The sequence below is a fragment of the Streptomyces sp. NRRL S-378 genome, assembly GCF_000720645.1.
Lineage (GTDB): Bacteria > Actinomycetota > Actinomycetes > Streptomycetales > Streptomycetaceae > Streptomyces.
In genome coordinates, this window is the sequence record NZ_JOBX01000006.1 from 131,833 (window position 1) to 151,057 (window position 19,225).

A 19,225-nucleotide genomic window follows, 5' to 3' on the forward strand; every position below is an offset into this window, starting at 1 on the left:
ATCACACCCACGTCCGGGGACGGAAACGGTTGGCCCGCTCCACCAGTTCGATCCTCTCCTCGCCACGCCGAGCCAGCCGTGCGAGGACGCGGTACGAGCGCTCCAGGCCGAAGCGCAGGCCCCGCTCGTCCAGTTGACTGCCGAGCAGCGAGGTCCGGCCGGGGTCGGCACCCCGACCACCCGACAGTACCCAGTCCAGGGCCGAGCCCAGAACCTCCGTCGCCAGCAACTCCTGCCGTTCCGGGTCCAGCCCGAACCTCCGCAGGGCCTCCACCTGGTCGGCGGCGGCCGAAAGATCGGCCAGCAGAGGCTCGTCCGGTGACCGGTCGCGCAGACGTGCGCGTACGGCCGCCACCCGCGCGGCGGTGTAGTGGATGGACGCCTCCGGTACGGATTCCAGCGTGCGCACGGCTCCGTCCCGGTCACCGGCGGCCAGTTGGACCCGCGCCAGCCCGAACGCCGCGCTGACGAATCCCGGGTCGGTGATCCAGACCAGGCGGTAGTACTCGGCGGCGTTGTCCAGTTGGCCCAGCACCTCCGCGCACAGCCCGAGGGCCAGCTTCGGCGCGGGCTCGCCCGGGAACGCGTCGTAGATCGCGTCGAAGGACACGGCCGCTGTCTCGTCGTCACCGGTGGCCAGCGAGACGATGCCGCGGGCCCACACCACGCGCCAGTCGTCCGGGTGACGGGCCTCCAGCTCGGCGAGGGCGTCCCCGGCCGCGGCCGGTTCGCCGAGCTCCAGCCGGGCCCGCAGCTCGCGCAGCCGCAACTCGGCCGAGTCGGAGGGTGCCGAGGCCAGCGCGCCCAGCAGGTCCGCGGGCGCGGAGGCCAGCAGCCCGGCCAGGAAACCGGCGTTGGGGTCGCCGGCGTCCACCAGCGGTACGGGCAGCGCCAGGGCGCTGTCGCGGGCGTCGAGCGTGGTGGCGGTGCGGGTGCCTCCGGCGGGGGACGCGGTCAGGGGCGCGGGCGCGGGGCCCGCCGCGGTCGCGGGAGCCTGCCGTGCCCGCGGCACGGCCGCCCCCGCCACGTGCGTGGCCGTGGTCAACCCGGTCCCGCCGGGCGGGGTGCCGGCGCCCAAGGCGCGGGCGGCTGCGCCGCCCGGCGCGGGGTGCCAGGGGCCGGGTGTGCCGCCGGGGGCGGAGCCGGGCGGGCCGGAGGCCGCGCCGAAGGCGGGCGGGTTTCCCGCGCCGGGCGCGGCGGTCCCCGTCGCAGCGGCTGCGCCGCCGGGCGCGGCGTGCCGCTGCCCCGGCGCGCCCGGCGAGGTGCCCGCGCCCGGGGCGCGCGCGGCTGCGCCGGGTACGGGCGTGGCGCCCGGCTGCCGGCCCGTCCCGGGTCCGCCCGGCGCCGGAGCCGTCGGCAGGGCGCGGCCCCACAGGTTCCGCAGGCCGGTGCCGCGGGAGGCGACCTCGCGGTGGCCCAGGCGGGAGACGACCGTGTCCGACGTGTCCGTGCCGGTGAACAGCCGGGTGTCCGGAACCCGCAGTTCCGGGCCGAAGAGGGTGGACAGCTGCGGCCGCGGCTGCCCCGTCTGCAGCGCGACCACCTCGCGCAGTACGCCCGTCAGCTGGTCGGCCATCTCCTGCGCCGACGCGAAGCGCCGCCCCGGGTCCGGGTCGGTCGCCCGTACGAGCAGCCGGTAGAAGGACTCGTACCGTCGGAACACCTCGATGTGCTCCGGATCCGGCAGCGAATCCACGAACACGTTGGTGTAGCCCTGGAAGTCGAAGGTCAGGACGGCAAGCGTCCGCGCCACCGTGTACAGGTCGGAGGCCACCGACGGCCCCAGCTCCGCGACCTCCGGGGCCTGGTAGCCCACCGTGCCGTAGATGGCCGACTCCTCGTCGTCCATCCGCCGCACCGCGCCCATGTCGATCAGCTTCAGCTGGTCCTGCTGCTGGATCGCGTTGTCGACCTTGAAGTCGCAGTACAGCAGGTTCCGGCTGTGCAGGTGGCCCAGCGCCTCCAGCGCCTCGATGCCGTACGCGCAGGCCTGTTCGACCGGCAGCGGGTCGCGTCGGCCGTCCGGCCTGCGCCGCTCGTTCGCGATCTCCTTCAGCGACTTGCCGCCGACGTACTCCATGACGATGTACCCGTCCAGCGAACCGGTCCGCTGGTCCAGGTGCTCCACGAAGTTGTAGATCCGCACGATGTTGGAGTGCTCGATCTCCGCGAGGAAGCGCCGCTCCGAGATCGCGGCCTCCATCGCGTCCTGGTCGCCGGTGTCCAGCAGGCCCTTGAGGACGACCCACCGGTCCGCGACGGCCCGGTCCACCGCCAGGTACACCCAGCCGAGACCGCCGTGTGCGAGGCAGCCCGCCACCTCGTACTGGCCGCGCACCACTTCACCGGCGCGCAGCTTGGGCACGAAGGAGTACGGGTGCCCGCACTTGGTGCAGAACCCTTCCGTCCGGCCGGGCCGGTCCCCACGGGCCCGGCCCACCGGGGCGCCGCAGTCCGAACGCGAGCAGAAGCGCTTGCGCTCCGGCACCTCCGGATTCTCCAGGACCGCCGTCGAGGGGTCCGGACGCGGCACCTCCGGCACGTTGACCAGTCCGGCACCGAGCCGGCTGCGGCCCGACGACGCGGCCGAGCCCGAACTGCGCACCGACACCGACCGGGTGGACGCCTGCCCCGTCAGGGCCCGTGAGAGCCGGCCCGACACCGAACGGCGGGACGAGGAGGACCGGGAGGACCGGGCCGACGCCGAGGAGCGCGCCGAACCGTGGGACCCCTGGGAGCCCTGCGACCCGTGGGAGCCGTAGGACCCGTGGGACCCGCCCGACCCCAGGGAGCCGCGGGCCGCGCTCGTCATCCCCGTCGGCGGCGACACCAGCTCCTCCGCACCCGCCGCGATCGAGCCGACCGGGGCCAGGCCGCAGGTGTCGCAGTACAGCTCGCCGCCACCCATGTCCTCGTACGTTCCCGGGCAGCCGGGGCGAACGCACGCTGCTCCGATCATGCTCATGCGTCCTCCGTCCCCGGCTCGTCCGGCCGGATCGTCTCCTCGGGCCGGTGCCGCGGCGCCAGCGACTCCGCGGTCGCCTGCTGGTAGCGCAGGACAGCCTGCTCCGCGGCCCGCAGGTCGCAGGGCGCGCTCCACAGCATGCGCCGGGCCACGTCGTACCTCTCGATCAGCAGGGGGTCCTCCGCCAGGCCGTGCCGGGCCACCTTCGCCTTGTAGGCGTCGAGACGGCCGCGCAGCTCGGCCCGCACGGCCAGCGGCGCCGTCACCGCGGTCAACGATTCACGGGCCCTGCGCAGTTCCTCCTCGGCCCGCTCCTCCAGGGATTCCAGCAGCGGTGAGAGCCGGTGCCAGCGCGCTTGGCGCCGGTGCTCGGCCGCCGCCGCGAGCTGCTCCTGCAGCACCGTCGGCGGACCGCTGACCACCGGCACCTCGGACGCGGCGATCTTCGCCAGCACCTCGACGCGCGCCGTCCGCGCCTCCGCCAGGGTCCGGTCGGCCCGCGAGAGCACGTCGCGCAGGCTGATCAGTCGCTGCTCGGCGTCCTGGCGCACGTCCAGCACCGCCTCGACCTCCCGGCGTACGTCCTCCAGCGCGAGCGCGGCCCGGTCGTAGCGCGCGGTGTCCGGGCGGCCGCCGCCGGGCGCGGAACTCCCCGCGGCGGGACGCCAGAAGGCCAGCGGATCCGCGATCACCCGGGCGCGCAGCTCCGTGAGCTCGGCGGTGATGTACTCCAGGTCGTCGCCCGAGGGGTGCTCGCCCGGCCGCACGCCCACCGAGTGGGCCAGCGAACGGGTGCGGTGCAGCTCGGCGGCGAGCAGGTCGATCCGGGCGGGCAGCGCCGACCACACGGCGTCGGCCGCGACCACCACGTCCAGCGAACGCGCGTAGAGGTCGTTCATCCGGGACACGAGCTCGGCGAGGGAGACCCGTTCCGCCAGCGCGGCGCCCTCCGTGGCCGCCCCGGCGATCAGGACCCCGGGCCCGCGCAGCCGCTCGGTCAGCTCGATCAGGTCTTCGCGGTTCGGCCAGCGGCGCCGCTCACGGATCTCCCGTGCGGCGGTCAGCGCCCCGCTGTAGGCGTCGAAGTACGTCCACAGACGGGTGATGTCCGCGTCGGCGGCCGCCCAGCGCTCCCGGGTGAGCCCGGTCAGATCGGCGCCCTCCAGCAGCCGGCGCCCGGCGTGGTCCTGGAGCGCGAGCAGCGAGGTCTCGACGGCCTCGTGCTCCGCGCCCAGCCGGGTCAGGGCACGGTCGACGCCGTCCCGGTCCATCACTGCAGACCCCGTCTCCACCGACTGTGCCTCCGCTTCCGCCGCCTCCGTGTCCGCTTCCGTGGGCCCCTCCGCGTCCGACCTCGTGCCCGGCCCCGTGCCCGAAATCGCCACCGGCCTCAGCCGTCCCGGTACTTGGGCGCGGGCGGGGCGGTCACGCCGGGCAGCACGGGCTGCAGGTGCTTGAGGTACGCCCTCATCCACGGGCTGTCGTTGCCGCCCGCGCGGTAGTTCTCCAGCACCTTGTTGACCCGGCGGACCAGGTCGGAGGCGTCCTTGTTCATCGCGACACCGTAGAACTCGCGGGTGAAGGGCGAGCCCACCAGCCGCACCGACGGGTCCTGCGCGGCCTGGCCGGCGGCGAGGGCGTTGTCGGTGATGATGCCGTCGACCTCGTGCAGCTGGAGCCGGACCAGGCAGTCCAGCTGGTTCGCGACGGTGACCGGCACCGATCCGTACGACTGGGCCTTGAGCGCGCTCTCCGCCGTGGAACCGGCCGCGACGCAGATCCGCTTGCCCTTCAGCGAGGCGTCGTAGCCGGTGATCGGCGAACCCTTCGGGGCCAGGACCTGCTGTCCGGCCTCGAAGTAGGCCGTCGAGAAGGCGACGTCCTCCAGCCGCTTGCAGTTGATGGTCATGGTCCGCACGACGATGTCGACGCGCCCCTCCTGCAGGGCGGGGATGCGCTGGCTCGTCGGGATGGCCCGGTAGATGACCGCGTTCTCGTCGCCCAGGATGTCCTTGGCGATGGCCTTGACCAGGTCGATGTCGAAGCCGTCGAGGCGGCCGCCCTCCGCGGTCTGGTTGCGGTACCCCCAGCGGAAGCTGTTCTGGTCCACTCCCGCGACGAGCTTGCCCGCCGCCTTGATCCGCGCGATGGCCGCGCCGTCCACGTCGGACGGGCGCAGGCTGGCCTCGGGGTCCTGGCAGGTGTCCGAGAGGACCCAGGGCGCCGCCGGAGCCGCCGCCGCGGCCTGGGCGGGCCCGTGGGCGGGGACGCCGGGGGCGGTGTCCGGTGTCGCGTGGGCGAGCGGCAGCAGCACCAGCGCGGCCGTCACGGCGCAGGCGGCGGCCATGGCGCTCACGCCGCCCCAGCCGCGCAGCCGGCCCGCGGCCCGCCGGAGGCCGGACGGCGCGCCCCGGGCACGCCTGCGGCCCGAGAGCTCCTCGCACCCCTCGTGCCCCGCGTACTCCTCATGGCCCTCGGCGGCCCGCCTCGCCCGTATCCGCATCGCTCTCACCTGTACTCCGAAAGCCTGCGCCCGATACCGAGCAGGGCCGCTGTCGCGCCGATGACCACCAGGACCGCCGAGCCCGTCACCAGTCCGCCCAGCGCGCCGAGCCCGTCCCGGGCCGCACGGGTGAACTCCCGCTGCTCGTGGGCGACGGCCTGTTCCAGGGAGGCGTCCACCGTGTCGAAGGCGGCGCCGCTGCTCTGCTTGTGCTGTTCGTCCCCGATGACCTGGGGCAGCGCGGCTTCGTAGTCCCCCTTCAAGTCCGCCTCCCGGGCCGCCTGGTGCCGCTTCTTCCACTGCTCCACGCCGTCGGCGGCACGGCTCACGGGCTCCCGGCCGGCGTCGTCGTCGGCCAGTCGCAGTGCGGTCGCGAGCCCCGCGTCCAGCTGCTTCATGTTGTGCGTGAAGTCCACGTCGTACTTGTCGGACCTCTTGTCCTCGGCCAGTACGGCGCCCCGCGCGACCAGTGTCAGGTTCTCACTCGCCCGGGCCTGGAGGGAGGCGATCCGCGCGTCGTTGAGCACCTTCATCGACTCCTGCCCGTCCGTGCGCGCTTCACTCAGTGAGGAACGCGCCACCGTGTGGCCGACGGACAGCCAGAGCAGCACCACCACGGAGGCCGCCGTCGCGGCCACCAGCCCGTGGTTGAAGACCCGGTTCGTGTGCCGGTAGTTGCGCCGCTGCGCCCACACCAGGGCGGCCAGGGCGAGCAGGCCCAGGCCCAGCGAGCCGATCGGCCAGGACCGGGCGTCGTCGTCGTCGGTGTGCAGCCGCCGGGTCTCCGCCTCGTACAGCCGCTGGGCGGCGGGCAGCAGCTGGGTGGTCATCTGTTCGTTGGCGTAACGGAGGTAGGCGCCGCCCAGCGGGAGGCCCTGCCGGTTGGTGGCCCGCGCCTGCTCGATCAGGCCGGTGTAGCGCGGCAGCTGTTCACTCAACAGGGTGATCTGCTCACGGGACTCCTCGCTGCCGCCGGCGTTCGCGGCGGCGCTCACCAGCAGGCGCGAGGCGTTGGCGATGTCCTTCTCGTAGCGCTGGCGGACCTCGCGCGGCTCCTGCGCGCCGAGGAGGAACCCGCTGGAGGAGGTGGTGTCGGCGTCGGCGAGGGAACGGTAGATGCTGGCCGCGTCCGCGCTCAGCGGCTGGCTGCGGCCCACGACGTCGTCGGCGGCGCCGGCCCGGTCGGAGATCTCCCACACGCTCACCGCGCCGAACAGCATGATCAGGGCGGCCAGTACCGCCCCGGTGATCCGCAGCCGGCCCGGTTCGGTGGTGGCGGCCTCGCGCAGCCGCTGCACCCCCTCGGACCAGGCGGTGCGCCGGCCCGGTGGGCCCTCGGGCGGCGGCGCCGGCACGCCGGCGGGCGCCACGGGGACACCACCCCCGGGCGCGGGCGCGCGTGATGTGATCGCCACCGTGACCTCCCCCTCGGTCCTGTCGTCCCCCCAGCAGGCGCAGGAGGAGTCCCCCTGCGCAGCAGCAGTATGGCCGTAGTGCCGGTGGACCACAGCACCCGGTGCTGGATCCGGGGCGATCCGCCCCCGCGGGTGCCTTTCGTCACCCCTTCACCGTCAATACGTCCTTACGGCCGCAACGGTTCCAGACCGGGCGCATTCCGGGGCCCGGTTCACCCGAAATGGGCGCGGAGTTTTCCGTGGACCGGCGCCGGGGCCCCGACCGCGTCCAGGCCGAGCAGCGCGGCGCCCAGCACCGGGGGCGCCGTGACCACCGTGATCCGGGCCTGCGGGGCCCGTGCGGCGAAGCCGGCCGCGAGCCGCTCGTCGAGCGGGGGGTGCCGGGCCGCCAGCACCCCGCCGCCCAGCACCACCGGCACCTCCTCGTCCAGCAGCCCCAGGCGGCCCAGCGCCACCGCGGCCATGGCCACGACTTCGTCCGCCTGACGGTGCACCAGCGAGAGCGCCACCGGGTCCCCGGCGGCGGCCACCTCGAACAGCACCGGGGTCAGCTCGTGCCGCCGGCCGGCCGGCACCTCCCCCAGGTGCAGGGCCTCGATCAGCGAGGCCATCGAGGCGTGGCCGAGCCGCGCGGGCAGCGCCCGGGCCAGCTCCGTGTCCGCCCCCCGCCCGTCCTCCGCCCGGGCGGCGCACCACAGGGCCTCCTCGGCCAGTCCGCCCCCGCCGCCCCAGTCGCCGGAGATCCGCCCGACCGCGGGGAAGCGCGCGGTCCGCCCGTCCGGGGTCATCCCGACGCAGTTGATGCCGGCCCCGCACACCACCGCCACGCCGCGCGGTGCGGCGCCCGTGGGCAGTCCGGCGCGCAGCAGCGCGAAGGTGTCGTTGTGCACCGTGGTCGCGCGCCCCCAGCCGCGCCGCCCGATCTCGTCCGCCAGCAGTTTCTCCTCGACGGGGAAGTCGGCGTTGGCGAGACAGGCCGACACGTGCTCCGCGACGGGCCCGGCCCCGCCGTCGGCGCGCAGGCCCGCCGAGGCCAGCGCCTCGGCCAGTACGTCCACGGCCGCAGCCACACCGGTACGGGGCGGCTGGAAGCCCCCGGCCCGCCCGGTGGCCAGCACCGACCCGTCCGGGCCGAGGAGCGCGACGTCTGTCTTGCTGTTGCCCGCGTCGATCGCGAGGACCGGAGGGAGGGTCACGCGGGTCACGCCCATGGCAGGTGCTCCTTGTTGTGCGCGAGGAGCCGGTCGGTCAGCCCTTCCGCCAGGTCGTACTGGCCGACCAGCGGGTGCGCCAGCAGCGCCCTGAACACCCGTTCGCGGCCGCCGCGCAGGGCCGCGTCCAGCGCGAGGTCCTCGTACGCCGTCACGTGCGAGATCAGCCCGGCGAACAGCGGGTCCGGGCGCGGCACCGGGAGCGGGACCGGGCCGGAGCCGCCGGCGGCGCGGACGCGCGCCTGGACCTCGACGACGGCGTCGTCGGGCAGGAAGGGCAGCGTGCCGTTGTTGTACGTGTTCACCACCTGGACCTCCGGGCCGCCGCCGCCCAGCAGCGCGGCCGCCAGGTCCACGGCCGCCTCCGAGTAGAAGGCGCCGCCCCGCTTCGCCAGCAGTGCGGGCTTCTCGTCGAGGGCCGGATCCGCGTACAGGCCGAGCAGTTCGCGCTCCATCGCGGCGACCTCGGCGGCCCGCGAGGGCTTGGTGCCCAGCTCCTGTACGACCTCGTCGTGGGAGTAGAAGTAGCGCAGGTAGTACGAGGGGACGACGCCGAGCCGGTCCAGGACCGCCCGCGGCAGCCGCAGGTCCGCGGCGACGGCCTCCCCGTGCTCGGCGAGCAGCCCGGGCAGCAGGTCCTCGCCGTCCGGGCCGCCGCGGCGCACCCCCAGCTCCCAGGTGAGGTGGTTGAGGCCCACGTGGTCCAGGTGGACGTCGGCGGGTGCCAGGTCCAGCAGCGCCGCGAACTTCCGCTGGAGGCCGATGGCGACGTTGCACAGCCCGACGGCCCTGTGCCCGGCGCGCAGGAGGGCCCGGGTGACGATCCCGACCGGGTTGGTGAAGTCGATGATCCAGGCGTCGGGGCTGGCCCGCCGGACCCGCTCGGCGATGTCGAGGACCACCGGGACGGTGCGCAGGGCCTTGGCGAGCCCGCCCGCGCCGGTGGTCTCCTGCCCGACGCAGCCGCACTCCAGCGGCCAGGTCTCGTCCTGGAGCCGGGCCGCCTGTCCGCCGATGCGCAGCTGGAGGAGGACCGCGTCGGCCCCGGCGACGCCCGCGTCGAGGTCGGTGGTCGTGGTGACCAGGCCGGCGTGGTCCTGCCGGGCGAAGATCCGGCGGGCCAGGGCGCCGATCAGCTCCAGCCGCTCGGTGGCCGGGTCGATCAGCACCAGTTCCTCGACCGGCAGGGTGTCGCGCAGTCGCGCGAAGCCGTCGATGAGTTCGGGGGTGTAGGTGGAACCGCCGCCCACCACTGCGAGTTTCAACGTCGTCAGCCTTTCACGCCGGTCAGGGTGACTCCCTCGACGAACGCCTTCTGGGCGAAGAAGAAGAGGACGATCACCGGGGCCATGACCAGCACGGTCGCGGCCATGGTCAGGTTCCAGTTGGTGTGGTGGGCCCCCTTGAAGGACTCCAGTCCGTAACTGAGGGTCCAGGCGGCCGGGTTGTCGGAGGCGTAGATCTGCGGGCCGAAGTAGTCGTTCCAGGCGGAGAAGAACTGGAACAGCGCGACGGCCGCGATCCCGGGCCTGGCCATCGGCACGACCACGCGCAGCAGGGTGCGCACCTCCCCGCAGCCGTCCACGCGGGCCGCGTCCAGGTACTCGGCGGGGATGGTCAGCAGGAACTGCCGGAGCAGGAATATGGAGAAGGCGTCGCCGAAGGCCATCGGGACGATCAGTGGCCACAGGCTGCCGGACAGGTCGAGCTGCCTGGCCCAGAAGAGGTACATCGGGATGACCACCACCTGCGGCGGCAGCATCATCATCGCGATGACCAGCATCAGGGACAGGTTCCGGCCGCGGAAGCGGAACGTGGCGAGCGCGTACGCGACGGGCACGGAGGAGACCACGGTCAACAGGGTGCCCACTCCGGCGTACAGGAGCGTGTTGCGCCACCAGGTGAGGAAGCCCGGGGTGTGCCACACCCGGGCGTAGTTGGCCCACTCCCAGGTGTCCGGCCACAGGTCGCGGGTCAGTGTCTGCCGGTCGCCCATCAGGGAGGTGAGCAGGAGGAAGACGAAGGGCAGGACGAAGAACAGGGCGGCGGCCACACCGAGCGAGTGCACGCCGATCCAGTGCAGCACGGCCTTGCGCCGGTGGGCTCCCGCCGGCCGGTGAGGGGTCATCGACCTGCTCCGATCAGACCGCCACGGCGTCGCATCAGGAATGCGGTGAAGGCCATGGAGAGGGCGAACAGGACCAGCGCCACGACGCACGCCGCGCCGTAGTCGAAGCGCTGGAAGCCCAGGTTGTGGACGAGCTGGGGCAGGGTCAGGGTGGACCGGTCCGGGTAGCCCGGCTCGAACTGCTGGCCGGAGCCGCCGATCACCCCGGCCGCCACCTTCCCCGCCACCAGCGGCTGGGTGTAGTACTGCATGGCCTGGATGACCCCGGTGACCACGGCGAACATGACGATCGGCGAGATGGTGGGCAGGGTGATGTGGCGCAGCCGCGCCCAGGCCCCGGCGCCGTCCAGCTCGGCGGCCTCGTACTGCTCCTTCGGCACGTCGAGCAGCGCGGCCATGAAGACGACCATCAGGTCGCCCACCCCCCACAGCGCGAGGGCGGTCAGGGCGGGCTTGGACCAGTCGGCGTCGGTGAACCAGCCGGGGGTGGGCAGCCCCACGGCGTCCAGCAGGGTGTTGGCGGGGCCGGTGCCGGGGTTGAGCAGGAAGACGAAGGCCAGGGTGGCGGCGACGGGCGGGGCGAGGTAGGGGAGGTAGAAGAGGGTCCGGAAGACCCCGACCCCGGTCTTGATCTTCGTGACGAGGAGGCCGACGCCCAGGCCGAAGACCACGCGGCAGCTCACCATCACCACCACCAGCCACAGGGTGTTGCGCAGCGCGGGCCAGAACAGCGGATAGTCGCTGAAGACGTAGCTCCAGTTGTCGGCGCCGTTGAAGGCGGGCGGGCGGAAGCCGTCGTACTTCGTGAAGGAGAAGTACACGGTGGACAGCAGGGGGTAGGCGAAGAAGACCGAGAATCCGATCAGCCAGGGGGACAGGAAGGCCGCGGTCCGCACGGCGGACCGCAGGCGCTTCGACCGCTGGGCGCGGGCGGCGGGCACCGGCTACTCCGCCTTCGCGATGTCCGTGTCGATCTGCTGGTCGGCCTTGGCGAGACCGGCGGGGATGTCGGCGACGGCGCCCTTCTCGACGGCGTACGCGAAGTCCTGGAAGGTCAGCTGGTAGGTGCCGCCGTCGGCGCGGGCCGGGGTGGTGCTGGACTTCGGGTGCCGGGCGATGTCGAGGAAGGTCCGCAGCTCCGGGGTCACCTGGAGGCCGGGGGACTCCAGGGCGGCGAGCGTGGACGGCACGTTGTGGATGGCGTTGGCGAAGGCGACCACCGCCTCGGTGTCGGTGGTCAGGTACCGGACCAGCTCCCAGGCTGCGTTCTGCTTCCTGCTGCCCGAGGCGATGCCGACGACCGTGCCGGAGAGGTAGCCCTTGCCGTAGTCGGCGGCCTGGTCGTCGGGGACGGGCAGCGGGGCCGTGCCGATCTCGAAGGCGACACCGGCCTCCTTGGCCATGGGCGCCCGCCACTCGCCGTCGATCTGCATGGCGACCTTGCCGGTGTGGAAGGGGTGCTCGGCGCTCCACTCGTCGCCGAAGGTGCTGCGGAAGCGTTCCAGCTTCTCGTACCCGCCGAGCCCCGCCACCAGGTCCTTCTGCGCGGTCAGCATCTTCGCGAAGGCCGGGTCCCGGGAGAGGTTGGACCGGCCCTCGGCGTCGAAGTAGGTGGGGCTCCACTGGGCGGCGAGCCGCATGGGGGTGGTCTCGTAGCCGTGGAAGGTGGGCATCAGGCCGACCTGCTCATAAGAGTCTCCGGACGCATCCGTCTTCGTCAGTTTCTGCGCGACCTCGACGAACCGGCTCCAGGTCCTGGGGGGTTCGGTGATGCCGGCGGCGGCGAAGGCGGTCTTGTTGTAGACGAGGCCGTACGCGTCGTTGAGCAGGGGCAGGGTGCACTGGTTGCCCTTGAACTGCGTGTACTCCAGCAGGGTCCTGGGGAAGACCTTCGTCTTGTCGATGCCGGACTTCTGCAGGAAGGGGTTCAGGTCGGCGAAGGCGCGGGAGTTGCAGAACTTGCCGACGCTGTCCGTGGTGAAGGAGGACACCACGTCGGGGGCCTTGGCCCCGCCCGCGCGCAGTGCCTGGTTGATCTTGTCGTCGGTCATGTTGCCGGTGACCTCGACCTTGATGTTCGGGTGGGCCTCCTCGAAGCGGGCGATGCCGTCCTCGATCGCCCTCACCTCGCCCGGGGCGGACCAGCCGTGCCAGAAGGCGAGGGTGACGTCCGCCTTCGGATCGTCGGCGGCGGACTCGGCGGCCGGGCCCGTACAGGCCGTGGCGAGTGCGGATATCGCCGCGAGGACGGCGGCTGCGGTGGTCAGGCGTCCGGTTCTGGGCATGGCGGGGCTCGCTCTCTGCGGGAGGGAACTTCCGGTGGGGGCCTGTGGGTGCCGGCGGAGCGTGGTGCGCGGAGCGTGTGCGGGTGGGGGGTGACGCGGGGTCAGCGGGAGGTGTCGAAGACCTCGTCCCGGGTGGCGGCGAGCGCGCTCTCCAGCGCACCGTGCAGGACCGGCCGCTCCAGGACCTCCCCCGGGACCAGCCGGGGGCGCGAGGGGGCCAGTTCGGCGAGCTCGGCCTCCAGCAGCTCGCGCAGCGGTTCGCCGCCCGCGTCGATCGCGGCCCCGGCCAGGACCACGATCTCCGGGTCCAGTACGGCGACCAGCGAGGCGAGACCGGTGGCCAGGGCGGTGGCGTACGCCTGGAGGAACCTCAGGTGCGCGCCTTCGGGCGCGGCGGCCGCCCGCGCGAGCAGCGCGACGGCGGCTGCGACCTCCGGGCCGTGCGGCCCGGCGTCCGGGTCGGCCGGTGAGCAGGAGGCGGGCTCGACGCCCAGGTCCGCGGCGAGCCGGGGCAGCCCCTCCACTCCGGCCAGCTCCTGGTAGCCGCCGGAGTTCGCCCGGGTGACCTGCCGGACCAGGGGGCGGCCCGGCACGGGCAGGAAGCCCACCTCGCCCGCGCCGCCGGTCCAGCCGCGGTGCAGCCTGCCGCCGAACACCAGGGCGGCGCCGAGCCCCTCCTCGTTCCACAGCAGGACGAAGTCCCCGTGCCCGCGGGCTGCGCCGAGGCGCTGCTCGGCGACGGCGGCGAGGTTGACGTCGTTCTCGTACTCGACGGGCACCGGCAGGGCCGCCGCCAGGTCGTCGAGGAGGGTGGGGGAGTGCCAGCCGGGGAGGTGGCTGGCGTAGCGCAGCCGGCCGGTCTGCGGGTCGAAGGCGCCGGGCGTGCCGATGACCACCCGGTGCAGGTCGCAGGGGTGCAGTCCGGCGGCCTTGACGGCCCCGCCGAGGGCCGCGGTCACCTGGTCGACGGCCTGCGCGCCCTCCGTGTACGGGACCTCGTGGGAGGCGATCACGGTGCCGGTCAGGTCCGCGACGGCGGCGAGGACGCGCCCCGGGGTGACGTCGAGGCCGCCGACGTACGCGGCCCGCGGGTTGATCGCGTACAGCTGGGCACTGGGGCCGGGGCGGCCGCCGTCGGTGCCGGTGGCCACGACCAGTCCGGCGGCCTCCAGGCGGGCCAGCAGCTGGGAGGCGGTGGGCTTGGAGAGCCCGGTGAGGTGTCCGATGCGGGTCCGGGACAGCGGACCGTGCGTCAGCAGGAGGTCCAGTGCGGCCCGGTCGTTCATGGCGCGCAGCAGGCTGGGCGTTCCGGGCGTGGCGGCGGGCATGCGGCGGCTCTCCCTCACCGAGGCGATCTGTTAGGTAAGTTTCCTATCCCCGTTCGAGACGTGTCAATGCCGCTGCCCCGCAGGTCGTGACGACACGGCCTGCGGGGCAGCGGGAGCGGGACGGAGGAGCCGCTACTTGGTGATCCGCGGGCCGGCCGGCGGCGGGATCGGGGCGGTGGCCAGGGACTGCGGGGAGGCGGGGTTCGCCAGCGCGGACGGCGCGGCGACGGAGGCCGCCGGGTCCGCCGGGGCCTCGTCCTCCTCGTCCGCGGCCGGCACGCCGCCGATGATCCTGATGCCCGCGGCGTCGAAGGCCTCCTTGATCCGCCAGCGCAGCTCCCGCTCCACGGCGAACTGCTGACCCGGCATCGTCTTCGCGGAGACCTTCACCGTCATCGAGGCGAGCAGCACCTCGTCCAGGCCCAGTACCTCCACCGGGCCCCACAGGCGCTCGTCCCAGGGGGACTCCTTCGCCATCGAGTCGGCGACCTGCTGGACCACCTCGCGGATCCGCGACAGGCTCTCCGAGGGCTTGACCTGCACGTCCACGCCCGCGGTCGCCCAGCCCTGGCTGAGGTTGCCGATCCGCTTGATCTCGCCGTTGCGCACGTACCAGATCTCGCCGTTGTCGCCGCGCAGCTTGGTCACGCGCAGGCCGACCTCGATGACCTCGCCCGAGGCCACCCCGGCGTCGATCTTGTCGCCGACGCCGTACTGGTCCTCCATGATCATGAAGACGCCGGAGAGGAAGTCCGTCACCAGGTTGCGGGCACCGAAACCGATGGCCACACCGGCCACACCGGCACTGGCCAGCAGCGGGGCCAGGTCGATCTTCAGGGCGGCCAGGACCATCAGCGCGGCCGTGCCGAGGATCAGGAAGGACGCCACCGACCGGAGGACGGAACCGATCGCCTCCGACCGCTGCCGCCGCCGCTCGGCGTTGACCAGCAGGCCGCCGAGCGCGGTGCCCTCGACCGCCTCGGCGCTGCTGTTCATCCGGTTTATGAGCTTGGTCAGCGCCTTGCGGACCACCGAGCGGATCACGGCCGCGATCACCACGATCAGCAGGATCCGCAGACCGATGCTCAGCCAGGTGGCCCAGTTCTGCTCGATGAAGCTCGCGGCCTCGGTGACGCTCTCCTGCGCCTCCTTGACCGAAGCGGGCGCGTCCGGGACATCGGCTGCCAGCGGCAGCAGAGCGGCGGGCCAGGGCACGACAGGAACCTCCAGATGTAGCGGTCCGCCCGCCGGGGGTCCCGCCGGACGGGGGCCGGGGGCGGATGCACGGGCAGACCAACCACACTAACGGGGCAATCCCTTCACTTCGGCGCCGTGTTCGAGGGAGAGACCAGACTCACCCGGGGATGACTGACTGTGGTCGAAAACACCTCGGACCCGTTACGGGCGAGTGGTGGCGCTTCGACCAGCCGTAAGGAGAGACTGGAGAACAGATCGTCCCGGCGCGAGCCACGCGCCGCCGGCGTACAAGGAGGCAGTCCGTGCCGCACGTCCTGGTCCTCAACGCGTCGTACGAGCCCCTCGGCGTCGTACCGCTCCGCCGCGCGCTCGTCCTCGTCCTGGAGAACAAAGCGGTCTCCCTGGAGGAATCCGGCGCCTATCTGCACAGCGCGACAAGGGTCGTCCCCGCGCCCAGCGTGGTACGGCTCAAGCGCTTCGTGCGGGTCCCCTACCGGGGGCCCGTTCCACTCACCCGGCGCGCCCTGTTCGCGCGGGACGGCGGCCGCTGCATGTACTGCGGCGCCGTCGCCACCAGCGTCGACCACGTCATTCCGCGCAGCCGGGGCGGACAGCACGTCTGGGACAACGTCGTCGCGGCGTGCCGGCGCTGCAACCACGTCAAGGCCGACCGGCACCTGCTGGAACTGGGCTGGCGCCTGCGTCACCAGCCGGCCCCTCCTTCGGGTCTGGCCTGGCGCATCATCGGCACCGGACACCGGGACCCCCGCTGGATGCCCTACCTCCAACCGTACGGGGCCGAGGACGCGCTGGAGCGGATCGGGATCGGGCTGGCCGCCTCCTGACGGCCCCCGCCGGGGCCCGCCGGACGCACCGGGCCGCAGGTCGTCGGACCCGCGGCCCGGCTTCCCGGGTTCCGCTCCGCCGCGCCCCGAAGGCCGACGGGGCCGGGTCGTCCGGCTACGGCTTGACCGCGTAGGCCTCCACCGACCAGAGCGAGCAGCCGTAGCGCGTCGCGCGGCGCTCGCACGTCACCCGCACGAAGCGGGTGTCCGGCGCGTCCAGCCGCAGCGACTCGCGCCCGCCGCGGGAGCCCGTGACGGCCGCGGCCGGCCGCCACGTCACGCCGTCGGCGGAGGTCTCCACCCGGTAGGCCGACGGGTGGGCGTCCTGCCAGTGCAGCTCCACCCGGCCGACCCGGGCCGGGGCGGACAGCTCCGCCTGCCACCAAGCGCCGTCCACCGGCGGCGACGACCAGCGGGTGCTGGGGGAGCCGTCCACGGCCGCCGAGGCCGGGAAGGAGGCGGTCTCGTTCGCCGAGGAGCTCGCCCGCGCCGTGCGCAGCAGGTCCGGTCCGCCGGTCCGGGGCACCGCACGGACCGTCAGGGTGCGGGTCTCCCCGCCGAAGGCCACCGGGATCCGGTAGCTGCCCGTCGGGGTGTTCGGCGCGACCACGACCTCCAGCGGGATCGACGCCTGACCGCCGCGCGGGACCACCGCCGTCTGCGGGAGGCGGACCTCTATGCCCGCGGGCGGCTGCGCCGACAGCGGTCCGCGGACCTCGCCGGGGCCCAGGGCGGACAGCTGCGCCGTGACCCGCTGCGGGGCGCCGCCGATCTCGGCATCGGTCCGGCCCCCGTCCGCCAGCTCGAAGCGGGCCACGGGGCCGTCCCCGAACCACGGCACCACCTGGTGCACCACGGGCGCGGCCCCGGCCCAGGCCAGGCGCACCGCGTCCGCCCGCACCCCGGCCGTGTCCACCTGGGTCCAGCCCGACGGCGCCGCGTCGCCGACCTTGCGCCACCCTTCGCCCGGTACGTGGACCTCGACCACGGCGCCCCGCGAGCCCGCCGGGAGCGGGTCCGTCATCACCGTCACCGCCGCCACCGGGCGTGCGGAGTCCAGCCGTACCGTCCAGGCCTGTGCGTCCTTCGTCACCGTGCCGGTCGTGCGGGCGACGCCGGTCCAGGCGTCCGCCTCCGCCGCCGCCTTCTTCAGGAAGGGGTCCAGGACGGCCTTGTCCACCTGGGCGGGTCCCGGCTCGGCCAGCGCCTCGCGCGCCTCGGCGAGGGCCCGTGAGGCCTGCCAGGCGGCGGCACCGTCCCCGCGGGCCTGGGCCTGCAGGACGTCCACGGCCAGTTCGCCGGCCCTTCCGTAGCGCGAGAGCCGCTCCAGCCAGGGACCCGCCTCGTCCGACAGGGCGGTCAGCCGCTCGGGGGCCTCGCGCAGCACCGTGAACGCCTTGCGCAGCTCGGTCCCGGCAGCCGGATCACCCGCGGCCCGGGCCTTCCAGAACTGCTCGACCAGTGGCTTCAGGTACGCCGACTCCTCCTGCTTGAGGCCGGACGACGCCGTGTTCCCGGCCAGCGCCGCGATCGCCTCGCGCTCCTTCGGGTCGGAACCCGCGAGGTCGCGCACCGCCGCCTGCCAGGACTCGCCGGCCCGGTAGTCGCGGGGGTTCCAGGCGAAGTCCGCCGCCGTGAACAGCGGGATGCGCGACAGGATGGGCTGCTGCATCGCGTTCGCCAGCAGCGCCGCCGAGCCGCCCGCCACCGCCGGTTCGCGTCCCGCGTAGGGGCCGAGGAAGATCCGGCCCGGGTCCCAGTCGTTCACCGGGTAGTTGTCCATGGTGATCAGGGGCTGGTGCCCCATGGCGGAGCGCGCCCCGGCCAGTTCCCGGCCCGTGATCGTGCGCGGCACCACGCCGACGCCCGTCCAGGCGACCTCCACCCGCGCGTCCAGCGCGCGGGCCAGGGCCGTCCGGTAGGTGGTGGCGCCCTCCTGGTAGTACTCGGTCGGCAGCAGCGACAGCGCGGGCGCTCCCGGATACCGGGCGGCCAGGTGCGCGGCCAGCTCGTTCGCGACCTCCGCGTGCGCCTTCGCCGCCGCCGCCGGGCCCCTGCCGTACTGCTGCCGGTCCGCCCGGCAGCCCCATTCGGTGTAGCTGACGTCCTGGAACTGCACCTGGAAGGCGCGGAAGCCCAGGTCCCACATCGCGTCCACCTTGCGTGCGAGCGCCGCCCGGTCGGCCGCCGACGACAGGCACATGGACTGTCCAGGGGTGACCGCCCAGGCCAGTACGACCCGGTTGGCGCGGGCCCGTTCGGCCAGCGCGCGGAACTCCTCCTGCCGCTCCCGCGGGTAGTCCTCGCGCCAGCCCGTCGTGCGGTACGTGTCGTCGCCGGACGCGATCAGCAGCCTGTTCTGCTTGGTGCGGCCCATGAAGTCCAGCTGGGCCAGGCGCTGCTCCTGGGTCCACGGCTGTCCGTAGAACCCCTCGGTGATCCCGCGCACCGGTGCGGCCGGCCAGTCCCGCACCAGCACGCCGGGCACCTTCCCGCCGCCCGCGGCGAGCAGCTGACGCAGCGTCTGCGCCGCGTGGAAGAGCCCTTCCTCGCCGACGCCGGCCAGCGCGACCGTGTCGCGGCCGCCGGGCCGGCCCACGGCCAGCCGGTAGCCGCCGGCCGGCAGGTCCGTGGCAGCGGTCGCGCCCATCGCCAGCAGGGCCTCCTGTGCGCCCGCGTCCTGGAGGCGTACGAGGGTGCCCCGCGCGGGCAGCGGCTCCCCGGGCGCCGGCTCGTGCAGGGTCTTCACGCCCGCCTTGCGCAGGGCCTCGCGCACGACCCGGAGGGCGTACGGATCGGCGTCCGCCGGGGCCACCAGCACGGCCTCCCTGCCCAGCGGGACCTCGCGCGCCGGATCGGCGGCCATCGACTGCGGCCGGGGCCACACGGCCGGGCCTTCGGAGACGCTCCGGGGGGTGTCGGCACCCGGGTCGAGCACGGGGCCGACGGTGCCGTTGGCGCCGGCGCCCGCGGCGCCCGCGGCGCCCGGCGTGGTCGCCGGCCCGTCCGGGAGGGAGGGACTGGCGAGGAACCCGAGCGGCGCGGAGGCCACGGCGCCGCCGAGCAGCGACCCGATCACCGCGATGGCGGCCGCCGTCGACCGTTTCCTGCCTCTGAGCTGCACAGAGCCTCCTCGTCCCGAGACGTCCCCCACTCGTACGAATGAGCCCGAGCCCACCACCCGTGCGGCTGGAGTGTCAATGCGGGTGGGTGATCTGCCCCGGATGCGACAGGAATGCGACCCCTCCCAGTGGGTATGGCTGCGGTGTTCCCCGGCGGCGTCCCGCTTTTGTGCTCCACGCTTCTGACCCACCCTCACCTCCGTCTGCCCGCACGCACGAAGGAGCG

General features: G+C 74.0%; 14 protein-coding genes. 2 read left to right on the top strand and 12 right to left on the bottom strand.

Annotation, left to right across the window (positions count from 1 at the left end; genetic code table 11):
• Window position 1: 1 nt before the first annotated feature.
• Window positions 2-2,533 carry a tetratricopeptide repeat protein gene (locus tag IH80_RS38945; RefSeq protein ID WP_420708760.1) on the bottom strand — a complete coding sequence of 844 codons (2,532 nt, stop codon included), beginning with the start codon at window positions 2,531-2,533 and terminating at the stop codon, window positions 2-4.
• A 10-nt stretch (window positions 2,534-2,543) separates the two neighbouring features.
• On the opposite strand from IH80_RS38945, the gene IH80_RS47315 reads away from it, so the two are divergent.
• Entirely contained in the window at window positions 2,544-2,762 is a 219-nt protein-coding gene (locus IH80_RS47315; RefSeq protein ID WP_420708761.1) for a hypothetical protein, read from the top strand.
• Between the two features lie 199 nt (window positions 2,763-2,961).
• On the opposite strand, the gene IH80_RS0106325 is transcribed toward IH80_RS47315, so the two are convergent.
• The 10 genes from IH80_RS0106325 to IH80_RS0106370 form a co-directional block, all read right to left on the bottom strand.
• Window positions 2,962-4,236 carry a hypothetical protein gene (locus tag IH80_RS0106325; protein WP_051808865.1) on the bottom strand — a complete coding sequence of 425 codons (1,275 nt, stop codon included), beginning with the start codon at window positions 4,234-4,236 and terminating at the stop codon, window positions 2,962-2,964.
• A 119-nt stretch (window positions 4,237-4,355) separates the two neighbouring features.
• Window positions 4,356-5,468, bottom strand: coding sequence for a glutamate ABC transporter substrate-binding protein (locus IH80_RS0106330; RefSeq protein WP_078906350.1), 1,113 nt, complete (start codon window positions 5,466-5,468; stop codon window positions 4,356-4,358).
• 5 nt (window positions 5,469-5,473) lie between these two features.
• Window positions 5,474-6,883: a hypothetical protein gene (locus IH80_RS0106335; RefSeq protein ID WP_420708762.1), complete on the bottom strand. Its 1,410-nt coding sequence runs from the start codon at window positions 6,881-6,883 to the stop codon at window positions 5,474-5,476.
• Window positions 6,884-7,095: 212 nt separating this feature from the next.
• Window positions 7,096-8,094: an N-acetylglucosamine kinase gene (locus tag IH80_RS0106340; RefSeq protein WP_030958396.1), complete on the bottom strand. Its 999-nt coding sequence runs from the start codon at window positions 8,092-8,094 to the stop codon at window positions 7,096-7,098.
• Complete coding sequence (locus IH80_RS0106345) at window positions 8,085-9,359, bottom strand: 6-phospho-beta-glucosidase (protein WP_030958398.1); 1,275 nt, start codon at window positions 9,357-9,359, stop codon at window positions 8,085-8,087. The genes IH80_RS0106340 and IH80_RS0106345 overlap by 10 nt, the downstream gene beginning before the upstream one ends.
• Before the next feature lie 5 nt (window positions 9,360-9,364).
• Window positions 9,365-10,222, bottom strand: a complete 858-nt coding sequence (locus IH80_RS0106350) for a carbohydrate ABC transporter permease (protein ID WP_051808867.1) — start codon at window positions 10,220-10,222, stop codon at window positions 9,365-9,367.
• On the bottom strand, window positions 10,219-11,163 hold the full coding sequence (locus IH80_RS0106355; RefSeq protein WP_030958401.1) for a carbohydrate ABC transporter permease: 945 nt from the start codon (window positions 11,161-11,163) through the stop codon (window positions 10,219-10,221). The genes IH80_RS0106350 and IH80_RS0106355 overlap by 4 nt, the downstream gene beginning before the upstream one ends.
• A gap of 3 nt (window positions 11,164-11,166) precedes the next feature.
• Complete coding sequence (locus IH80_RS0106360) at window positions 11,167-12,507, bottom strand: extracellular solute-binding protein (RefSeq protein WP_030958403.1); 1,341 nt, start codon at window positions 12,505-12,507, stop codon at window positions 11,167-11,169.
• 101 nt (window positions 12,508-12,608) lie between these two features.
• Entirely contained in the window at window positions 12,609-13,835 is a 1,227-nt protein-coding gene (locus IH80_RS0106365) for an ROK family transcriptional regulator (RefSeq protein ID WP_030958405.1), read from the bottom strand.
• A 132-nt stretch (window positions 13,836-13,967) separates the two neighbouring features.
• Window positions 13,968-15,050, bottom strand: a complete 1,083-nt coding sequence (locus IH80_RS0106370) for a mechanosensitive ion channel family protein (protein WP_386390666.1) — start codon at window positions 15,048-15,050, stop codon at window positions 13,968-13,970.
• Window positions 15,051-15,334: 284 nt separating this feature from the next.
• On the opposite strand from IH80_RS0106370, the gene IH80_RS0106375 reads away from it, so the two are divergent.
• Complete coding sequence (locus IH80_RS0106375; protein ID WP_030958408.1) at window positions 15,335-15,877, top strand: HNH endonuclease; 543 nt, start codon at window positions 15,335-15,337, stop codon at window positions 15,875-15,877.
• Between the two features lie 115 nt (window positions 15,878-15,992).
• On the opposite strand, the gene IH80_RS0106380 is transcribed toward IH80_RS0106375, so the two are convergent.
• The gene (locus tag IH80_RS0106380) at window positions 15,993-19,001 is read right to left on the bottom strand and encodes a beta-N-acetylglucosaminidase domain-containing protein (protein ID WP_030958409.1); all 3,009 of its coding nucleotides are present in this window, start codon (window positions 18,999-19,001) and stop codon (window positions 15,993-15,995) included.
• Window positions 19,002-19,225: the final 224 nt, after the last annotated feature.

Excerpts from the sequence above, each read along its gene's own strand:
- IH80_RS0106325 (WP_051808865.1), bottom strand. The coding sequence starts at position 4,236 with ATGGACCGGGACGGCGTCGACCGTGCCCTGACCCGGCTGGGCGCGGAG.
- IH80_RS0106330 (WP_078906350.1), bottom strand. The coding sequence starts at position 5,468 with ATGCGGATACGGGCGAGGCGGGCCGCCGAGGGCCATGAGGAGTACGCG.
- IH80_RS0106340 (WP_030958396.1), bottom strand. The coding sequence starts at position 8,094 with ATGGGCGTGACCCGCGTGACCCTCCCTCCGGTCCTCGCGATCGACGCG.
- IH80_RS0106350 (WP_051808867.1), bottom strand. The coding sequence starts at position 10,222 with ATGACCCCTCACCGGCCGGCGGGAGCCCACCGGCGCAAGGCCGTGCTG.
- IH80_RS0106360 (WP_030958403.1), bottom strand. The coding sequence starts at position 12,507 with ATGCCCAGAACCGGACGCCTGACCACCGCAGCCGCCGTCCTCGCGGCG.
- IH80_RS0106365 (WP_030958405.1), bottom strand. The coding sequence starts at position 13,835 with ATGCCCGCCGCCACGCCCGGAACGCCCAGCCTGCTGCGCGCCATGAAC.